23 protein-coding genes are annotated in these 18,396 nt (G+C 63.6%); 14 read left to right on the top strand and 9 right to left on the bottom strand.

The features are described 5' to 3' along the window. The first annotated feature begins 110 nt into the window (after positions 1–110). The 4 genes from SLT36_RS11915 to SLT36_RS11900 all read left to right on the top strand — a co-directional run bounded on the left by SLT36_RS11915 (position 111) and on the right by SLT36_RS11900 (position 2,338). Complete coding sequence (locus tag SLT36_RS11915) at positions 111–647, top strand: TIGR00645 family protein (protein WP_067959907.1); 537 nt, start codon at positions 111–113, stop codon at positions 645–647. Positions 648–797: 150 nt separating this feature from the next. Further along, complete coding sequence (locus SLT36_RS11910) at positions 798–1,016, top strand: hypothetical protein (protein ID WP_432287660.1); 219 nt, start codon at positions 798–800, stop codon at positions 1,014–1,016. A 145-nt stretch (positions 1,017–1,161) separates the two neighbouring features. Beyond that, a complete protein-coding gene (locus tag SLT36_RS11905) occupies positions 1,162–1,626 on the top strand; it encodes a PACE efflux transporter (RefSeq protein WP_432287658.1) in 465 nt (154 codons plus the stop codon). Positions 1,627–1,813: 187 nt separating this feature from the next. Beyond that, positions 1,814–2,338, top strand: a complete 525-nt coding sequence (locus SLT36_RS11900; RefSeq protein ID WP_432287656.1) for a hypothetical protein — start codon at positions 1,814–1,816, stop codon at positions 2,336–2,338. A gap of 74 nt (positions 2,339–2,412) precedes the next feature. Here the strand turns inward: SLT36_RS11900 and SLT36_RS11895 are convergent, their stop codons facing one another. Beyond that, positions 2,413–2,838: a VOC family protein gene (locus tag SLT36_RS11895; RefSeq protein ID WP_432287654.1), complete on the bottom strand. Its 426-nt coding sequence runs from the start codon at positions 2,836–2,838 to the stop codon at positions 2,413–2,415. A gap of 69 nt (positions 2,839–2,907) precedes the next feature. Here SLT36_RS11895 and SLT36_RS11890 point away from each other — a divergent pair, with 69 nt between their 5' ends. Beyond that, positions 2,908–3,513, top strand: coding sequence for a TetR/AcrR family transcriptional regulator (locus tag SLT36_RS11890; protein WP_432287652.1), 606 nt, complete (start codon positions 2,908–2,910; stop codon positions 3,511–3,513). A 3-nt stretch (positions 3,514–3,516) separates the two neighbouring features. Here the strand turns inward: SLT36_RS11890 and SLT36_RS11885 are convergent, their stop codons facing one another. After that, positions 3,517–4,452, bottom strand: a complete 936-nt coding sequence (locus tag SLT36_RS11885) for a LysR family transcriptional regulator (protein ID WP_432287650.1) — start codon at positions 4,450–4,452, stop codon at positions 3,517–3,519. Positions 4,453–4,562: 110 nt separating this feature from the next. Between SLT36_RS11885 and SLT36_RS11880 the strand changes: the two genes are divergently transcribed. Further along, positions 4,563–5,198, top strand: a complete 636-nt coding sequence (locus SLT36_RS11880; protein ID WP_432287648.1) for an FMN-dependent NADH-azoreductase — start codon at positions 4,563–4,565, stop codon at positions 5,196–5,198. A 397-nt stretch (positions 5,199–5,595) separates the two neighbouring features. Beyond that, complete coding sequence (locus SLT36_RS11875) at positions 5,596–8,082, top strand: PIG-L family deacetylase (protein ID WP_432287646.1); 2,487 nt, start codon at positions 5,596–5,598, stop codon at positions 8,080–8,082. Positions 8,083–8,135: 53 nt separating this feature from the next. Here the strand turns inward: SLT36_RS11875 and SLT36_RS11870 are convergent, their stop codons facing one another. Next, complete coding sequence (locus SLT36_RS11870; RefSeq protein WP_067959879.1) at positions 8,136–8,594, bottom strand: Lrp/AsnC family transcriptional regulator; 459 nt, start codon at positions 8,592–8,594, stop codon at positions 8,136–8,138. Between the two features lie 171 nt (positions 8,595–8,765). Between SLT36_RS11870 and SLT36_RS11865 the strand changes: the two genes are divergently transcribed. The 5 genes from SLT36_RS11865 (at position 8,766) to SLT36_RS11845 (ending at position 13,057) form a co-directional block, all read left to right on the top strand. Next, a complete protein-coding gene (locus SLT36_RS11865) occupies positions 8,766–9,506 on the top strand; it encodes an AzlC family ABC transporter permease (RefSeq protein WP_432287645.1) in 741 nt (246 codons plus the stop codon). After that, the gene (locus SLT36_RS11860) at positions 9,503–9,802 is read left to right on the top strand and encodes an AzlD family protein (protein WP_067959871.1); all 300 of its coding nucleotides are present in this window, start codon (positions 9,503–9,505) and stop codon (positions 9,800–9,802) included. The genes SLT36_RS11865 and SLT36_RS11860 overlap by 4 nt, the downstream gene beginning before the upstream one ends. Positions 9,803–9,947: 145 nt before the next feature. Then, entirely contained in the window at positions 9,948–11,570 is a 1,623-nt protein-coding gene (locus tag SLT36_RS11855) for an ABC-F family ATP-binding cassette domain-containing protein (RefSeq protein WP_432287644.1), read from the top strand. 189 nt (positions 11,571–11,759) lie between these two features. Beyond that, entirely contained in the window at positions 11,760–12,350 is a 591-nt protein-coding gene (locus SLT36_RS11850; RefSeq protein ID WP_432287643.1) for a VOC family protein, read from the top strand. Between the two features lie 17 nt (positions 12,351–12,367). Continuing rightward, positions 12,368–13,057, top strand: coding sequence for a glutathione S-transferase family protein (locus SLT36_RS11845; protein WP_432287641.1), 690 nt, complete (start codon positions 12,368–12,370; stop codon positions 13,055–13,057). A 71-nt stretch (positions 13,058–13,128) separates the two neighbouring features. Here SLT36_RS11845 and SLT36_RS11840 read toward each other — a convergent pair whose 3' ends face one another. The 4 genes from SLT36_RS11840 to SLT36_RS11825 form a co-directional block, all read right to left on the bottom strand. After that, positions 13,129–13,830, bottom strand: a complete 702-nt coding sequence (locus tag SLT36_RS11840) for an outer membrane protein (RefSeq protein WP_432287639.1) — start codon at positions 13,828–13,830, stop codon at positions 13,129–13,131. Between the two features lie 151 nt (positions 13,831–13,981). Beyond that, entirely contained in the window at positions 13,982–14,272 is a 291-nt protein-coding gene (locus SLT36_RS11835; RefSeq protein WP_432287637.1) for an HlyU family transcriptional regulator, read from the bottom strand. Between the two features lie 104 nt (positions 14,273–14,376). After that, positions 14,377–14,670 carry a GYD domain-containing protein gene (locus SLT36_RS11830; RefSeq protein ID WP_067959851.1) on the bottom strand — a complete coding sequence of 98 codons (294 nt, stop codon included), beginning with the start codon at positions 14,668–14,670 and terminating at the stop codon, positions 14,377–14,379. Positions 14,671–14,801: 131 nt separating this feature from the next. Then, positions 14,802–15,695, bottom strand: coding sequence for a helix-turn-helix domain-containing protein (locus tag SLT36_RS11825; RefSeq protein WP_432287635.1), 894 nt, complete (start codon positions 15,693–15,695; stop codon positions 14,802–14,804). Positions 15,696–15,852: 157 nt separating this feature from the next. On the opposite strand from SLT36_RS11825, the gene SLT36_RS11820 reads away from it, so the two are divergent. Further along, positions 15,853–16,683, top strand: a complete 831-nt coding sequence (locus SLT36_RS11820; protein WP_432287633.1) for an N-acyl homoserine lactonase family protein — start codon at positions 15,853–15,855, stop codon at positions 16,681–16,683. Between the two features lie 23 nt (positions 16,684–16,706). Here SLT36_RS11820 and SLT36_RS11815 read toward each other — a convergent pair whose 3' ends face one another. After that, a complete protein-coding gene (locus SLT36_RS11815) occupies positions 16,707–17,177 on the bottom strand; it encodes a GNAT family N-acetyltransferase (RefSeq protein ID WP_432287631.1) in 471 nt (156 codons plus the stop codon). A gap of 84 nt (positions 17,178–17,261) precedes the next feature. Beyond that, positions 17,262–17,873, bottom strand: a complete 612-nt coding sequence (locus SLT36_RS11810) for a LysE family translocator (RefSeq protein ID WP_432287629.1) — start codon at positions 17,871–17,873, stop codon at positions 17,262–17,264. 235 nt (positions 17,874–18,108) lie between these two features. Between SLT36_RS11810 and SLT36_RS11805 the strand changes: the two genes are divergently transcribed. Next, positions 18,109–18,378: a DUF2798 domain-containing protein gene (locus tag SLT36_RS11805; protein WP_432287627.1), complete on the top strand. Its 270-nt coding sequence runs from the start codon at positions 18,109–18,111 to the stop codon at positions 18,376–18,378. The last annotated feature ends 18 nt before the right edge of the window (positions 18,379–18,396 follow it).

Below are 18,396 nucleotides of genomic sequence, written 5' to 3'. Positions count from 1 at the left end.
GATCAGGCCCGGCCGAATCCCCCCTCCAGCGGCCGGGCCTTGTTTTATCCGCCAAGCTGTTGCATTCGTCGGCACCGCCTCATTTTCCAATCGCCATTTTCGGACGTCTCATGAAACGCCTCGAACACGCCGTCGAATCCATCATTCTCGCCTCGCGCTGGCTGCTCGTGGTGTTCTATCTCGGCCTCGCCGTGGCGCTCGGCATCTACGCACTGTCCTTCGTCAAGAAGCTCTACGAGTTCGTCATGAAGGTGATGGTGCTCGACGACACCGACACCATCCTCAAGGTGCTCGGCCTGATCGACGCGGCCCTTGTCGCCTCGCTGGTGGTGATGGTCATCATCTCGGGCTACGAGAACTTTGTCAGCCGCTTCGACAACCATGACGGCGAGGTCCATTGGCTCGGCACCATCGACATCAGCTCGCTCAAGATCAAGGTCGCCTCGACAATCGTCGCGATCTCGTCGATCCACCTGCTGCAGGTCTTCCTCAACGCCCAGCAATACACCTCCGACCAGCTTATGTGGCTGACCATCATCCACCTGGCCTTCGTGCTGTCGGCGCTGCTGCTTGCCTATATCGACCGCCTGACCGGCCTCTCCAAAGGCGACAAGAAGGCCGCTGGCGAGGACGGGCCGAGCCTCTAGGATGGCGGCCGGAGTCACTTTCTCAATCGCACCGGCCAAGCCACTGGATTGACTCACCTTCGGCCGTTAGGGCGCCGATTGACATCAATGGACGGAGGTGCTGCACAAGCGCCTCCGTTTTCGTTTGTGCAGGAGGCCCCGCTGCACCTGTTGGGATATGCACTGCTCGTCCTGGGCATCCTGGTCTGCGCGGCGACCTTTGGCGGCTGGGTCTGGCTGAACGCCTATGGCTGCGGCACCGGCTGCAACGATTTCCGGCTGCGCTGGCAAGACACCGAGGCGCTCGCCGTGTTCATCCCACCCTTCATTGCCGGCTCCGTGCTGGCCCTTGCCGGCGCAGGCACAATCCTTTCAAATCGCAGGAAGTAGTCCGGCAGGCATCGCGCCTGGCACTTTTCAACGATCGACCTTGCGTATTGAACAAGCTGGTGCGCGTCACTAGTGTCGCCGCCGAAGCGAGGACCATCTCCCCCATCTGGGACGCTTTTTCAGCTGGTTTCCCAATGGGGTTGGCATGCGCACTGCTTTTGACCGGATTCGTCACGCTGTCAGCTTCGAGCTGATCGGCCTGGCACTCGTCACGCCGCTCGGCGCCTGGGCATTCGATATGCCGATGAGCGACATGGGCGTCGTGACGGTTGTCAGCGCAACGATCGCCACGATCTGGAACTACCTGTTCAATCTCGGCTTCGACCACCTGCTGCTGCGCGTGAAGGGCAGCGTCCGGAAAACGCTGCCCATGCGTGTCGCTCACGCCATCCTGTTCGAAGTCGGGCTTCTCGCGGTGCTGATGCCGTTCATCGCCTGGTATCTCGGCGTGAGCCTGCTCCACGCGCTGCTCATGGATGCGTCGTTTGCGCTGTTCTACATGGTCTACGCCTTCGCCTTCAACTGGGGCTATGACGTGGTCTATCCGGTCCAGGAAAGCAGAGCCAAAGCGTGGACCGAACCCGCCACGAGTTCGACCGACAGGGTTTAGGTCGGCAAGTGCGGCAGGTCATAGCGGATAACGGGGGCGCTTGAATTGACGCTCCGGAAACCATCGCCTGCCGAATACACGCCGCTTCTGGCCGGGCGCCGAACCTTTCTTCAAAACGCCGCATTCATCTTGCGTTCAAGCCATGCCCGCTAAGGTCGAGGCCTCCAACGATTCGAGGACTTCTATCGTGTCAATCGCCCAAACCCTTACGATGCGAACGGTCTTCGCATCGATCTGCGTCGCCGGACTGGCGGCAACCGTCTCCGCCTTCACCCCCACCCCTGCAGAGGCTCAACGGCTGATCCGCTGCGCATCGGAAGGCGGCACCTGCCGCCTGCCCTATCCGGCAGAAGTCGTCTATGGCGCGCAAGGCAGGACCACCTCGCGCTTCATCGACGCGCCCGCGGTCCGCTGCTCGAACCGCAGCTTCGGCGATCCGGCACCGGGCCTGCGCAAGGAATGCTACATCGTCGAGCGCGGCCGGCGCGGCCGCGACAATGGCGATGGCGGCTACGGCGAACCGCGCCGCAAGCGCTGGGTGGCCTGCGCCAGCGAGAACGAGTATTGCGATTTCTACGGTCGCAAGCGGGTGCGCTACGGCACGATGAGCCAGTTCGAGGAAGGCGTCTTCCGCGACGGCGTCGATTGCGACAACGAGACCTTCGGCGATCCGGCGCCCGGCATGCGCAAGCGTTGCTACATCCAGGACTGAGCCTGCCGGCCAGGATGAAGCCATGGGGACAAAGTGACGGAGGCGCCTCGCGGCGCCTCCGTTTTCGTTTGCGTTCAGGCGTCAACCTTATCCGGCGCATACAGGGCCAGGTACTCGGGGCTCGGCGGGATCGGCGTGATGACGTCGATCAGCACGCCATTGGGATCCCGGGTGATGAAGTGGCGCTGCCCGAAGTCTTCGTCGCGCAGCGACCGCAGGATCGGCAGCCCTTCCGCGGCGAGCCGTTCATGCACGGCGTCTACATCCTTGACCTCGAAATTGATCAGCAGGCCGGCAACCCGCCCGCGCCCCTCCTCGGGGATCGTCTCGTGATCGCCCTGGACAATGGCGAGATCGACTCTCCTGTCTTCCGTCGACCGCAGGTGGACATACCAGCCAGCGTCAAACTCCGACGCGAAGCGGAAGTGCTTGATGTAGAACGCGGCGGTGCCGGCAACGTCGCCGGTCATTATCACGGGATAATAGCTTGTCGTTTTCATGGCTTTCCTTCTCTCCTCAATCAACATACAGTCTGCATGTAAATTTGAATTAACATACAGGCTGCATGTATGCAAGTGAAAGCCGAGCGCCGCTCCAACCGTGACCGCACCGAGGCGACGCGCGGCGATCTGATCGCCGCTGCGCGCAGGCTGTTCACCGAAAAGTCCTATGCCGAGACGGGCACGCCCGAGATCGTGGCTGCGGCCGGTGTCACGCGCGGCGCGCTCTATCACCACTTCAGCGACAAGCAGGCCCTGTTCACAGCGGTCGCCGAGCAGGAAGCCAATGCCGTCGCCGAGGAGGTCGAACGCGCGGCCCCCACCACCCTTGGCGCCCGCGAGGCACTTCTGGTCGGCAGCGAAGCCTATCTCCGCGCGATGCAGGTGCCTGGCCGTACCAGGCTTTTGCTGCTCGACGGCCCGGCAGTGCTCGGGCGCACTGGCATGGACGCCATCGACGACCGCCATGGCAACCGCACGCTGCGCGAAGGCCTCGCAGCGACCATGCGTGCCGGCGCAATGCGCAAGCTGCCGCTGACCGCCCTCACCAGCCTGCTCGCCGCCACCTTCGACCGCGCCGCACTGGCGATCGATGCCGGTGCGCCCTTCGCCGACCAGATTGCGGTCATCTCGGCGCTGATCGACGGGTTGATGACGGCCGAGCAGCCGGCCTGACGCTCACGCCATGCCGGTCGCTGTCTGGCGCTGCGGCTCGAACTCGTTGAAACAGCCAAGCTCGCGCTTGAACTGCTCGATCAGCCAGGCCGCCGCCGGCTTTGGCGTGCTGTCGGCGCGGTGCATGGCAAACAGCGGCGAGCGCTGCTCGCTGTAAGGCTCGAGATTGAGCTCGACCAGGCGGCCATTGGCCAGGTCTTCGGCGATCAGCCAGCGCGGCAAGCCGCCCCAGCCGAGCCCCTCACGCATCAAAGCGTGTTTGGTGCGCATGTCGGTCAGCCGCCAGGTGCGATAGGCGAAAACGCCGAATTCGCGCCCACGTGTCCGCTCCGACTGGTCCGACACGACAAGCTGGATGTGCTCGCGCATTTCCTCCAGCGGCACCGGTCCTAAAATCTGCGCCAGCGGGTGATCGGGAGCGGCTGCGGGCACCATGGACATGAAGCCAAGGCGAACAAGTTGCACCTCGGCCTCGCCAGTTATGCCGCCCACTCCGAGATCGGCCTGCCCGGTCATGACCTGATCGACGATCAGCCCCAGCGAGCCGACATGCAGGCGCAGCGCCACGGTCGGGAAGCGCTCCTCGAACGCCTTCAGCACCGGGACCAGCACCGGCGACGGCAAGGCGACCTCGACCGACATCGCGACTTCCGCCTCGAGTCCCTGCTGATGGCCGCTGGCCCGCGAGCGGATCCGCTGCAGCACGCCGATCATGCGGCGCGCATCTTCCAGCATCGTCTTGCCGACGTCGGTCAGATGCGGCTCGCGCGTGCCTTCGCGCTCGAACAGCCTGAGACCCAACTGCGCCTCGAGATTGGCAATGGCATAGCTGATGACCGACTGCGCACGGTTGAGCTTGCGGCCAGCGGCGGAAAAACTTCCGGTTTCCGCCACGACGACAAAGACCTGTAGCTGGTCGAGGGTGGGATTGGGCTGCATCTATCCATCCAGATTATCGATGGATCATATATAAAATATGCCAGTTTTTCAAATGGGTTGGCTCGACCATATTCAACGCATCGAACAATCCAACCCCAGGAGAAACCGCCATGTCCGTCCTGCTTGTCACGTCCAGCCCCCGCGGTGCCGCCTCGCATTCGACCCGCATCGCTACCGAATTTGCCCACAAATTGGTGGCCGCCGATCCCGCGGCCACTCTCGTCGTACGCGACCTCGTCGCCAACCCGCTGCCGCATATCGATACCGACTACGCCACGGGTATCTACACGCCGGCTGAAGCCCGGACCAAGCGCCAGGCCGAGGTCGTCGGCGTGTCCGACGCCGTGCTCGACGAATTGTTTGCCGCCGACACCGTGATCCTCGCCACCGGCTTCATCAACTTCAACATCTCGTCGACGCTGAAATCGTGGGTCGACCACGTCGCCCGCTCGGGCAAGACCTTCGCTTATGGCGAAAACGGCCCCAAAGGCCTGGTCACCGGCAAGAAGGTCTATATCGTGCTGGCCTCAGGCGGCATCTATTCGGAAGGTGCTGCCGTCCAGATGGACCACGCCATCCCCTATCTGCGCAGCGTGCTCGGCTTCATCGGCATGACCGACGTCGAGGTCGTCCGTATCGAGGGCGTCGGCATGGGCCCGGACGCAGTCGCGGCAGCCCTCGCCAAGGCAATGGCCAAGGTCGATGCGCTGGTTGCATCCTCAGCCCATACGGCCATTGCCGCATAGCAGCTTCATAATCGCCACGATTGCCATCGGGCGGACGCAGTCAGCGTTCGCCCGATTCTTTTTTGTCGGTGCGTGCCGGCACCGTGCTTGCCCACCCTCGTTGATCCAGTTGTCTTTCGATGCCGGACCAGCATCCGCCTTTAATGTCGCAGACACAGGACGAAGCAAGCGACGACAGGCGAAACATCACCGCTGCAGGCGCAGAGGGCATCACTTTCCCATACTCCCGCCGTCGGCGCCTCACCATAGGTAAGCACCTTCTCAATTACATAAACTTACTTGAGTTATTTTATCTTGCTGGCCATAGTCTGCTTGCTGGCTCCATTGGCCAGCGCAGGCGCCCACGGGAGGGGAGCTGCCACCTCACGGCGCCGCCTGATTACGAGAGGAGATTTCCATGTCCACGATGACCCGGCGATTGTTCATCGCCTCGTTGCCGCCTGCCCTTCTGGCCATGCGCACCGCCGCGCACGCCACGCCCGCCACCGACCTCGAACTGATCGCCAGGCAGAAGCTTGAGCCGGCAATCGTGACCCTGCACCGCCGCCTGGAGCGCCTCACCTCGACGCTCACATTCATGACCACAGGCGCCCATCCCGATGATGAGCCAAGCGGCCTGCTCGCCGCCCTGCGCCACGTCTACGGCATCCGCCCGGTCCTCTACTGCATCACGCGCGGCGAAGGCGGCCAGAACAGCATCGGCGCCGAGCGCGGTTCGGTGCTTGGCGTGCTTCGCACCCGCGAAATGCAGGAAGCCTCGCGCTCACTCGACGCTTCGCTCGCCTTCGGCGGCCGCGGCCACTCCGATTCGGTGCACGATTTCGGCTTCTCCAAGGATCCCAACGCCACCATCGACCGCTGGGGCCGCGACCGTGTCGTCGAGCGAATGACCTGGGCGTTCCGCCAGTACAAGCCCGACATCGTCATGAACTGCTTCCTCGACGTGCCTGGCCAGCACGGCCAGCACCGCGCCGCCGTCGTTGCTACCTTCATCTCCGCCGACATTTCGGGCGACGCCAAGGAGTATCCCGAACAGCTCGCCGCCGGCCTCGACCCATGGAACGTGCCCAAGATCTATTCACCGGCCTATGGCGGTGGTGGCGGCGTCTATGACGATGAAACGCCCCCGCCCCCGACCACTCTGACCGTCACTGCGCCCGAGCGCGACAAGATCTCGGGGGCCACCTTCCCGCAGATGGGCGAGTGGTCGCGCTCCTGCCACCTGACCCAGGGCATGGGCAAATGGCGCGAAGAGCCGCAGACCGAGTGGCAGCTGCATCTCGCCCGCGTTGCCAAGGGTGAGCCGGCGAAGAGCGAAGGTGACATCCGCGAGGGCCTGATCGCCACCGTCGGCGACATCGCCAAGCTCGACGGCATGCCGGCCTCCTCGGCGGACGCGCTGCGCAACGCCCAGGGCCTGATCGACGAGGCCATCGCCGACTATGGCGACCCCGTCGTGGTGACCGCCAAGGCCGTCGAGATTGCCAAGGCCATATCAGAGGCCCGCAAGCAGCTGCCACAGGAGTTGCGCGCCCAGGTTGCCCATCGCCTCGACCGCAAGGCGCGCGAAATCGACCTGGTTCTGGCAACCGCCGCAGGCATGCATGTCAGGGCCTTCACCTCGGGCGAAGATCTCAAGCCGGGCGACAGCATCACCATCAAGACCTTGGTCGAAGCCCCTGAAAACGTTGTCGTCGAATCGGCCGAGATCATAGCCCGCAAGGGCCTGACGACGAGCAGCGACCAGCTTTCCGTTGCAGCCGACGCCGAGCTCACCAACCCGCTTACCGAGCAGTTCGACCCGCTCGGCGGCAACGGCGATGCCTTCGTGCGCCTGACTGCCAACATTGGCGGCCATTCGGCGGTGCTCGACGTCGACCTCGAGGACGCGCTCCGGGTGGTGCCGGCGGCATCGCTCGAGCTGAAGCCTGATGCAGTGGTGTTCAACACTGCTGCCGATCTCGCGCCTGTCGCCATGACGGCGACCGTCACCAACGCCAAGGTTGGCGACCTCAAGATCGACCTGCCGGAGGGCTGGGCGCTAAACCCGTCAGGCGAAGCGTCTGGCAACTCAGGCACCTTCGACCTGCAGCCGCCGGCGAAACCCGGCGAAACCCGCTTTGCCATCGAACCCCAGCTTCTCGGCAAGGACGCCTATGCCATCAACACCTTCACCTACCCACATATCGGCCGCTCCGTCGTGCCGACCAGGGTTTCGGTTCCGGTACAGACGGTGGGCGCCGAGCTTACCGGCCTGAAGGTCGGCTATATCGGCGGCGGCAGCGACAAGGTCGGCCTGTGGATGAAGCGCCTCGGCATCGATGTCGTCGAGCTCAGCCCCGCCGATGTCGGACAGGGTGCATATCGCGAGCTCAAGACCATTGTCGTCGGCATCTTCGCTTTCGGCAAGCGCAAGGACCTCGCCAAAGCCGTGCCCGAACTGCACAAGTGGGTGCAGGATGGCGGCCATCTGGTCACCCTCTACCACCGCCCGAGCGACGGCTGGGATGCCGAGAAAGTGCCACCGCTGTTCCTCAAGATCGGCTCGCCCTCGATCCGCTACCGCGTCACCGACGCTAATTCCGAGGTCGATATACTGGAGCCCGAGCACCCGCTGCTCAACAAGCCCAACAAGATCGGGCCGGAGGATTGGGCAAACTGGGACAAGGAGCGCGGCCTCTACTTCGCCTCCGAGTGGGACAAGGCCTACAAGCCGCTGCTGGCGATGAGCGACAAGGGCGAGGACAAGCTGCAAGGCTCGCTGCTGTCGGCCGAGATCGGCAAGGGCCGCCACACCCACACCTCGCTCGTGCTGCACCACCAACTCGACAAGCTGGTGCCCGGCGCCTTCCGCCTGCTGGCCAACCTGGTCCAGCCCGCCTGACGAAAGCGAAAGGCCCTGGCAACCGCCGGGGCCATTTTCTCCCCCAATGCCGCCTAGAGTGGCATCTCCGACGTCTGTTTGATCGTCTGGCTCGGCACGTCGGTCTTGACGTTCTGCACGCCCTTGATGCGGCTGAGATGCTCGGACTGGAAGCGCCGGTAGGCGTCGATGTTGGCGGCCACGACGCGCACCATGGCATCGCAATCGCCGAGCATCAGGTAGCATTCCAGCACCTCAGGCAGCTTCGCCACCTCGGCCGCGAAGTGCTCGATCGTGTCCTCGTCCTGCGCTTTCAGCCATATCCGGGTGAAAAAGGTCTGCCCCTTGCCGATCTTGGCCGGATTGAGCATGGCGACGTAGCGGTCGATGACCCCCGCCTCCTCCAGCAGCTTGACGCGCCGCAGGCAGGGCGACGGCGACAGTCCGACCTCGCGCGCCAGATCATTGTTGGCCATCCGGCCGTCGCGCTGCAAGGCACGCAGGATGCGCTTGTCGATGTCATCCAGCTTCATTGGCTCAGCATTCCAATTTTTTAGCTATCTGCCGCATCAGATGCCATATCGGCACCAAACTCAACAATCTTCGCAACCAAATTGCGCCAGCCTTGGACTAGATTGCCGTTCGACACCATCACCTCGAACCTTTTGGGAAAGCGCGCCCCGCAAGGCGCGTTGGATGATTGCATGAGTATTTCACAGGCCACACTGTCCGACCGGACAGAAGGCGGCAGCGGTTCCGAGTTCTGGCGCGGCATGCGCTCTTGCACGCCGGTGCTGCTCGGCATCGTGCCCTATGCGCTGGTGCTTGGCGCCCAGGCGGCGCAGAAGGGGCTGAGCCCTGTCGAGGTGCCGTTGATGACCGGCCTGAACTTCGCCGGCGGCTCCGAATTCGCCGCGATCCAGCTGTGGAACTCGCCGCCGCATGTGCTCCTCATCGTCGCCATCACCTTCCTGGTCAACAGCCGCCACCTCTTGATGGGAGCGGCCCTTGCGCCATTCCTGCGCCACCTGCCCAGGCGCAAGGTATTTCCGGCACTTTTCCTGATGTGCGACGAGAGCTGGGCGCTCGGGCTGGCCGACGCCAGGAAACGTGCTGCGGCGGGCTTGGGCCCGGCCTTCAGCCTGCCCTATTATGCCGGCGCATCGATCCCCTTCTACCTCGCCTGGGTCGTCTTTACCGGGCTTGGCGGCGCACTCGGTCCGGTGCTCGGCGACGTCGAGGCCTATGGCTTCGACATGGCTTTCCCGGCGGTGTTCCTTGTGCTGCTCGCCGGTATGTGGAAAGGCGTCGCCGCCGCACGGCCATGGCTGGTCAGCCTCGTCGTTGCCGCCCTCGTCTATCTCCTGGTTCCCGGCGCCTGGTATGTCGCCGCCGGCGCATTGTCCGGCCTCGTTGCGGCCTATGTCCTGGCAGGTGAAGCATGATCGACCAGATCAACCTTCTCGCCATCGTCTTGATGGCCAGCGTCACCTACCTCACCCGCATCGGCGGCTACGTCATGCTGCGCAACCGGACGCTGAGCCCGCGCGCCACTGCTGTCATGGAAGCAGCACCGGGCTGCGTGCTGATCTCGGTCATCGCGCCTGATTTTGTCTCCGACAATCCGGCCGATCTTCTGGCGCTCGCCATCACCGTGCTTGCGGCGACGCGGCTGTCGATGCTGCCGACCGTCATCGTCGGCATCGCGTCGGCCGGCGTCCTGCGCCACTTGCTCGGCTAGCAAGATGCTTTTGTCTCCGCGCCGCCGGTGCCTGTGACATCGGCGGCCCTTGCGCGCCAAGGTGCGGAGTGCTTTACGGGCGATCTCTTTTGCGGGCGCAACCGATGGCGTGGTGACCCGACCAATCCTCTGGGTCCTACAAATCATGATTCGTCTCGAAAACATCGGCAAGCAGAACGGCAAGCAACTCGTCTTCATCGAGGCCTCGGCGGCCCTGCAGAAGGGCGAGAAGGTCGGCCTCGTCGGCCCGAACGGCGCCGGCAAGACGACACTGTTCCGCATGATCACCGGCCAGGAGCAGCCCGACGAAGGCCAGGTCTCGGTCGACCGCGGCGTCACCATCGGCTATTTCAGCCAGGATGTCGGCGACATGGCAGGCCGCAGCCCGGTCACCGAGGTGATGGACGGCGCCGGTCCGATCAGCGAGCTGATCGCCGAGATGCGCGAGTTGGAAGCGGCGATGGTCGATCCCGACCGCGCCGATGAGATGGACCAGGTCATCGAGCGCTATGGCGAGGTCCAGGGCCGTTTCGAGGAACTCGACGGCTATTCACTCGACGGCCGCGCCCGCGAGGTGCTCGACGGTCTCGGCTTCTCCCAGGAAATGATGGACGGCGACGTCGGCGCGCTCTCCGGCGGCTGGAAGATGCGCGTTGCACTCGCCAAGATCCTGTTGATGCGCCCCGACGCGCTTTTGCTCGACGAGCCGAGCAACCATCTCGACTTGGAAAGCCTGATCTGGCTCGAAGCCTTCCTCAAGAACTATGACGGCGCGCTTTTGATGACCTCGCACGACCGCGAGTTCATGAACCGCATCGTCAACAAGGTCGTCGAAATCGACGGTGGCTCGCTGACCGCCTATTCTGGCGACTACGAATTCTACCAACAGCAGCGCGCGCTGGCCGACAAGCAGCAGCAGGCTCAGTTCGAACGCCAGCAGGCGATGCTGGCCAAGGAAATCGCCTTCATCGAACGCTTCAAGGCGCGCGCCTCGCACGCCGCCCAGGTGCAGAGCCGGGTCAAGAAGCTCGACAAGATCGACAAGGTCGAGCCGCCCAAGCGCCGCCAGACCGTGTCGTTCGAATTCCAACCGGCCCCGCGCTCGGGCGAGGACGTGGTCACGCTGAAAAACGTACACAAGAGCTATGGCTCGAAGACCATCTATGAAGGTCTCGACTTCCAGGTTCGCCGCAGGGAACGCTGGTGCATCATGGGCATCAATGGTGCCGGCAAGTCGACGCTGCTGAAGCTTGTCGCCGGTGCCTCCAATCCCGACAACGGCACGGTCGCGCGCGGCCCCAGCGTCAAGATGGGCTATTTCGCCCAGCACGCCATGGACCTGCTCGACGGCGATCGCACCGTGTTCCAGCAGCTCGAGGACACCTTCCCGCAGGCCGGCCAGGCGCCGCTGCGCGCGCTCGCCGGCTGCTTCGGCTTCTCCGGCGACGAGATCGAGAAGAAGTGCCGCGTGCTGTCAGGCGGTGAAAAGGCCCGCCTGGTGATGGCGATCATGCTGTTTGATCCGCCCAACCTGCTGGTGCTCGACGAGCCCACCAACCATCTGGATATCGCCACTAAGGAAATGCTGATTACTGCGCTCTCGCAATATGAGGGCACCATGCTGTTCGTCTCGCACGACCGCCATTTCCTCGCCGCCTTGTCCAATCGCGTGCTCGAGCTCACCCCTGACGGCATCCACACCTATGGCGGCGGCTACACCGAATATGTCGAGCGCACCGGCCAGGAAGCCCCCGGCCTCAGGAGCTGAGCTGACGCTCTGGCGCCAAGGTTTCGTTCGCACGCGGCACACACGGACCCCGGCTCAATGGCGGGGTTTTGTTTGAAATTCGATTGCTGCGTGCACGTCCAAGTGTCAGCAAGGCCAGACAGCGCCACTCCTTCGATCTATTGCTTGTGATGGGGCTTGTGCGACACTGCTGCCGACGGAGGATTGCACATGCGAAAGCTCCAGGCGCAAGGCGTACACCACATCACCCTTGTCGGCGCTGACCGGAACACCTCGATCGACTTCTGGGAAGGCATTTTGGGCATGCCTTTCATCTTCGAGCAACCCAATCTCGACAAGGCAAGCGAGAGCCACCTCTATTTCGATCCCGGCGACGGCCGCCTGATCACCATCTTCACCGACGAGAACCGCAAGCCTGACCCGAAGCGGACGCCGACCGACATCGGCTGCGTGCACCACATCGCCTTCTCTGTCTCGCGGGTGACGTTCCTGCAGGCCGTCGAACGCCTCGACGAGCGCGCCATCAAGCACAGCGGCGTCAAGGATCGCGGCTTCATGGATTCGATCTATTTCGAGGATCCCCTCGGCCTCCTGATCGAGCTCGCCTCCTACCGGTTCGAGCCGCCGGCGGGGCATACCCATGCCGACGTTTTGATGGAGGCGCATAAGGTCAGGGTCGCCCGCGGTGACTACAACATCGCCGAAATCCACCTTGCCGACGCCATCGAGGCGCTCACCGAGCGCAGCCGGTCGACCCTGTCGGCCGGGCGGGAACCCAAGGATCCCTATCGCAAGAGCTGAACCTGGGAGAAGCTGACATGGCCGACATCACGCTCAACGTCATCAAGCCAAGCGTCAACAACTTGAGCGCGCGGGTGTTCCTGCGTGCCTCGGGACTCGGTTTCACCGAAAAGGACGTCTACGGCCAGACCCGCACGCCGGAGTATCTCGCTGCATGCCCGGCCCATCTCACACCGATGATCGAAAGCGCCGAATTGCCAAACGGCGTGTTGTGGGAGAGCTGCGCCATCATGCAGTACCTCTCCAACAAGCACGGACTGGACAACCTCTACCCCAAGGATGCCGAGCGGCGCGCGATGATCGACAGCGCGATGTTCTACCTCATCGGCACATTCTATCCCTATCTCGCGCGCGCCACCTACCCGGCACTCAACTTCCCGCAATATCCCGGCGAAGTCGGCCACAGCGACGCCGACGCGCCGACAAAGGAAAAGGCGCGCCAGGCCGCCGTCGAAGCCCTCGCCGAGCCGCTCGACGTGTTTCGCTCCTTCTACATCAAGGACAAGCCCTTCATCGGCGGCGACAAGCCGTCCATCGCCGACATCCGGCTTGCCGCAACCCTGGAGTTTCTCGCCGTCATCGACTATCCGCTGCCGGCCTGGGCAAAGGCCTATGTTGCGGCAATGGAGAAATCGCTGGGCGACGCCTACACCGAACCAGCCAACGACGTGCGCGGCTACATCGGTTATGTCAGGTCGCTCGGCTAGGCTTGGCCATAGCCCTCGGAAACAAAAACCCCGGCGCGAGGCCGGGGTTGATAGCAAGGCAATGGCGCGCCTCAGAACTTGTAGTTCAGGCCGATCTTGACGGCGTGAACGTTGAAATCGCCTTCATAGGTGCGGAAGGCCACGGGGTCGTTCACGGCGATGTCGCCGGAGAAGCGATAGAACTGATACTCGCCCTTCACCGACCATTTGTCGTTCAAGGCGTGCTCGACACCGCCGCCGATCGTCCAGCCCGTCAGCGTTTCGGACCCGCGTGCGTTGAAAATGGCCGGATCATCATAGTCATTCATTTCAAGCCTGGTGAAGCCAATGCCGCCCTTGGCATAGAGCAACGTACGGTCAAATGCATAGCCTGCACGGCCGGTAATGCTGGCGAGATATGTAAACTCGGTCTCATTGTAGCCGCCGTTATCCGTGCCAGCGGGGAAGATGTTGATCCTGGAGCTACCCTCGGCCCATGAATAGGACAGATCGCCCTCGAGGCCGAGGACGAACGAGCCCCACTGGTAATTGTAGCCGATCTGGGCGCCCAGAAGTCCACCTTGCGCTTCAGGATAGGCTGTCTCGAACCGAACACCCGCTGCATCCGGATAGGGACCATCGCCGCTGCCCCAGGCATAGCCGCCATGGACGCCGGCGTAGAAACCGGTCCAGCTGTAGGGCGCGGCAACCATGTCAACCGCAACCGCGTCAGCGGCCATCGTGGCGCCAGTTGCGGCGAGGAGAATGGTCGATGCGAGAAGAAAGGATTTCATGCCGGTCCCCAGAATCGAATGCAGCCACCCTAGGAGGTCATGAATTCATCACGCAAGGCAGGATCGAAATGATGCAGCGCGCATTGCTACAGCAAGTTGCATTAGAGCAACAACATGGAGCTGCACAGCGTCGCTGCCGGAGAAAACACCCTCAGCCGAACATGCGTTCACCCTGCTCGTCGACGAGCTGGCGGCCTTTGGTTAGCGACACTTCGACAGCGTCGTCGAGCGCTGCGAAACGGTCGGCGCGGATGAACTTGTGCTCCTTGATCACGCCGTCGACATCCTTGGAAACGATGCCGCAGGTCTGGAACTGGCCGCCTTCCTTGTAGGGCATCGCCTTGATGGCAAAGCCCTTGTATTCGATCTCCTTGGCCACCGCTGCCGCCTGGGTCTCGACAGAGCTCCCGCCCCCGCCAAAAAGTCTCTTCAGAAACGACATCTGCTTCTTCCCGTTGTTTTTCCGAAGCTTAGACGGTCATCTTGATTCAGTCGAGGCGTTTCGAGCCACGGCGCAGGCAGCGGGCTTGCGCCGTGGCGATCCGCCTAGCCCATCGACGCGATGATCTCGCGATAGGCAAGTTCGGGGAAGGCTTTCAGCGTGCGTGTCCTGATATTGCCGGCCTGTCCCAGGATCAGCGCGAAACGCGCTACCACCGCATCGTCGGGCGCCTCCGCGACCGCCACCATGTCGTACTCGCCCATGGTCAGGTAGAATTGCTTGAAAGAGCCGCCCATTTCACCGAGCAGCTTCTTGGCCGCGTCGAGCCGCTTGGGCGACGAACGAACGTCGCGCACGCCCTGGTCGGTCCAGTTGATCAGCATGATGTATGTCGTCACTGCACACCTCCCTCCGGTGCCACGGAGCACGGCATGAAGGCCGGGGCGGGCATCCGGGTCATCGCCCTCAAATGCATCCACGGAGAGGCAGTATCCTCCCCCGCCGGCCTTCCGGCAAGGTTTTGCGCGGATCAACCCTGCTGCGTTGGCTCGCGCAACCGGACTTCAGCCGGAGATGCGCCATAGACCGCCTGGAAGCGGCGGGCGAAATGCGACCTCGAAGCGTATCCGGCGGCATCGGCCGCATCGGTGATGTTGCCCTCGCCGCGCGCCAGCATCTCATGCGCCAGCTGCATCCTGGCCGACGCCTGGACGCCGCGCAACGAGGTGCCCGCTTCGACCAGCTTGCGCCGCAGCGTCGAGGCGCCGACACCGAGCTCTCGCCCGATCTCTTCGGCCGTCCAGCGCCTGGCCGGCGCGCGCGCCACCAGCCATGCTGCGCGCTCGGCCAGCGACTGCGCAAACAGCGGCTGTGCCACCGACATCCTCCTCAGCAGGATGAGCACTTCGGCGAGGCGATGTTCGGCCAGCGCCGCCGCATGATCGGACCCGCCGAGCGAGATGGCGGCATGACCGAGCGCATCGACGAGCTCCTGTGACAGCTGCACGCGCAGGTCGAAGCCGGCGGTCGGGCGGGCAGCGCCGGGCATCTCCTGCACCCATTTCGGCACCTGGGTGACCTCGACCAGCAACGACTCGTAGAGACCGCTCGTCTCAGAGGGAATGTTGACCGCGTCGAACGGCGTGCCCGCCGGCAGCACGAACACGTCACCGGCCACGAAACGCTGGCCGGCATCGCCGAGCCAGAATTCCTTTTCGCCGCTGAGCACGATACCGATCCTCGGCATTTCCGATACCACGCTCGCCAGTCGCTCGCGCTCGATGCAGCAATAGCTGAACAGCTGGCGGGCGAATGTGTGCAGGCCGGGACCACGCGCCGTGCGGCTCGACATCGCCAGCGGCCGCAAGAGCTGCAGCAGGCGTTGCGACAAAGTGCTTTGGGCGTCTTCGACAGGTTTGAGCATGCCGGCAGTGTAGCGCCCGCCATAGCCCTGTCGACCCAACTTTGAGCGTTTCGGGCACATATGGCGCCCATTTCAGGCACGCCTCCCCGACGTCTCCGGATCATGTTGGCGCCGCGCCGGCAATCGATGCCGCAGCCGCATGCAAGGAGATCCGAACGTGAAAACAAGACAGTATCTGCTGGCCGCCATGCTGGCGATGCCGGCCCTCAGTGCCGCTCAGGCCGCCGAGACCGAACTCTGGCGCCTCGATTGTGGATCGATCAAGATCAGCGATCTCTCCGCCTTCTCCGACACGTTGCGCTATCAGGGCGAGCAGCGCACGCTGACCGACAGCTGCTACCTGATCCGCCACGACGCATCCTACATGCTGTGGGACACCGGCCTACCGACCGCCCTCCTCGGCGCATCGCAGGACGGGGACGGCATGAAGCCGAGCCTGGCCAGGACCATCACGGACCAGCTGTCCGAGGTCGGCGTGGCGCCTGACAAGATCGAGACCGTCGGCATCAGCCACAACCATTTCGACCATGTCGGCCAGGCCACCGATTTCCCGCAGGCCAGGTTGCTGATCGGCAAGGCCGACCTCGACGGCTTCCGCGCCGAACCGCCGGCCTTCGCCGTCGACCCGTCGCTGGTCAAGCCATGGCTCGACGGCAAGGCGCCGGTCAATACAGTCGAAGGCGACAAGGATGTGTTCGGCGACGGCTCCGTCGTCATGCTGTCGACGCCCGGCCACACCCATGGAAGCTACTCGCTGCTTGTCCGGCTCGCCGGCAAGGGAGCCGTGCTGTTGAGCGGCGACACCGTACATTTCGAGGAGCAGTTCACGAACAACGGCGTGCCGCCCTTCAACGTCGACAGGGCACAGTCGCTGGCCTCGATGGGCAGGCTTCAAGACATGGCGAAGGCGCTTGATGCGACGCTCGTCGTCCAGCATGACGCCAACGACATCGCCAAGCTGCCCGCATTCCCGGCGAGCGCGAAGTAAGCGGAACTCCGGAGCGGCGCTGATCAGGCGGCGGCCGCGCCGAGCTGCTTTTCCATGAACACGCTGAGCGGGTCCTCGCGGTAGTCGCCGAAGGGCCCGCGGCGGACAAAGCCCTCGCGCTCATAGAGCGCCAGGGCCTCACGATTGTCGATGCCGGTTTCCAGGCGCAACAACGACTGGCCGGCCTCGATCACCCGCGCCTCGAGGTCTGCGAGAACGGCCTTGGAAATGCCCTTGCCCCTGGCTTCAGGTACCACCCACATGCGCTTGAGCTCGGCAAAATCGTCCGATAGCGCGACGGCCCCGGTGGCGAGTGCCGTGCCCTGCCCGTCGCGGGCAACGACAAAGCGCACATTGGGCGCCCGCAACGCCTCCAGCGGCAGGAAGTGGTTGCTTTCGGCAGGATAGAGCGACGCGCCATAGGCGTCGCCCGCCTCCAAAAGCGCGATCACGTCAGGCTTGGCTGGAACTTCCAAGGCAATTTGGAACTGCATATCGTCGGGCTCGGCTCACAATGGCATCGAGCCCGACTAAAGCGCAGCCACGACGGCCGGGCAACCCGGCCGACAGGACCACTTTCAGCGTTCCGTCAGGGCCAGCTTGGCGCCGAGCATGACAAAGGCGGCGGCGAACGTCCGCCGCATCCAGGTCATGACGCGCGGGCTACCGGTCACCTTGTCGCGCACGGCCGCTGCACACAGGCCGTAGATGGCGAAGATGACGAAGGTCGCCAGCATGAATACACCGGACAGTTCGAGCATGCGTCCCAGCACGTTGGCTTCGTTGGGCGCAATGAACTGCGGCAGGAAGGCAACGAAGAAGATCGACAGCTTCGGGTTCAACACGTTGATCAGGATGCCGTCGACCAGCACCTGCCATGCGCTGCGCGGATCGGCATCGGCCTCGACCTTCAGCGCGCCCTGCTCACGCAGGCTTTGCCAGGCCATGTAGAGCAGATAGGCAACGCCGGCATATTTGACCACCTCGAACAACAGCGCGCTGGTGTGCAGCAGCGCGGCCAGGCCGGTCAGTGCGGCGATCAGATGCGGCACGATGCCGAGCGTGCAGGCGAATGCCGCAAGCACGCTCGCCTTGCCGCCGCGCGACAGCCCCGCCGCCAGTGTGTAGACGACGCCCGTGCCGGGCGATGCGACGATGATCAGCGTGGTCAACAGGAATTCGATCGACACTGGTGTCCTCCCTCAAGGTGCGGCGACCATAGTGCAAGACGACTTCAGGCAAAAGCCACCCGAAAAGCTGTAGCTGACACCATTGCATTCTGCTGCGGCCGACGTTATCCAGGCCGCGCTGCGTTCCACGCATGCCGTAAGCGTCTCACGTCAAGCAACGCATTCAACCGGTCGCGACCGGGAGGAATGCCATGACTTGCACTCTCGTGATCGACCGCCTCCAAAGAGCAATCCTATGAGCTTACGTTCCCATCCTCGTTCGCGCGGCAAGCTGCCCGCACGCTATGCCGCCATCGTCATGCCGCTGGTCCTGTCGGTGCTGATGACCTTCGTGGTCTCGGCCATCTCGACGCTGAAGAGCCTTGGGCCGACGCCGGCTTTTCTGTCGACCTGGCCCGCCGCCTGGGTCCTGTCCTGGCTGGTGGCGTTCCCGACGCTGCTTCTGGTCCTGCCGCTGGTCAAGCGCATCGTGGCACTTGTCGTCGCGGCACCTAAGGCAAGCTAGAAGCGAAACGCGCTGGGC

This window comes from Aminobacter sp. BA135, from assembly GCF_050859125.1.
Taxonomy (GTDB): Bacteria; Pseudomonadota; Alphaproteobacteria; order Rhizobiales; family Rhizobiaceae; genus Aminobacter; species Aminobacter ciceronei.
The sequence above is the reverse complement of the archived record's forward strand: the minus strand, read 5'-3'. Positions and strand labels throughout refer to the sequence as shown.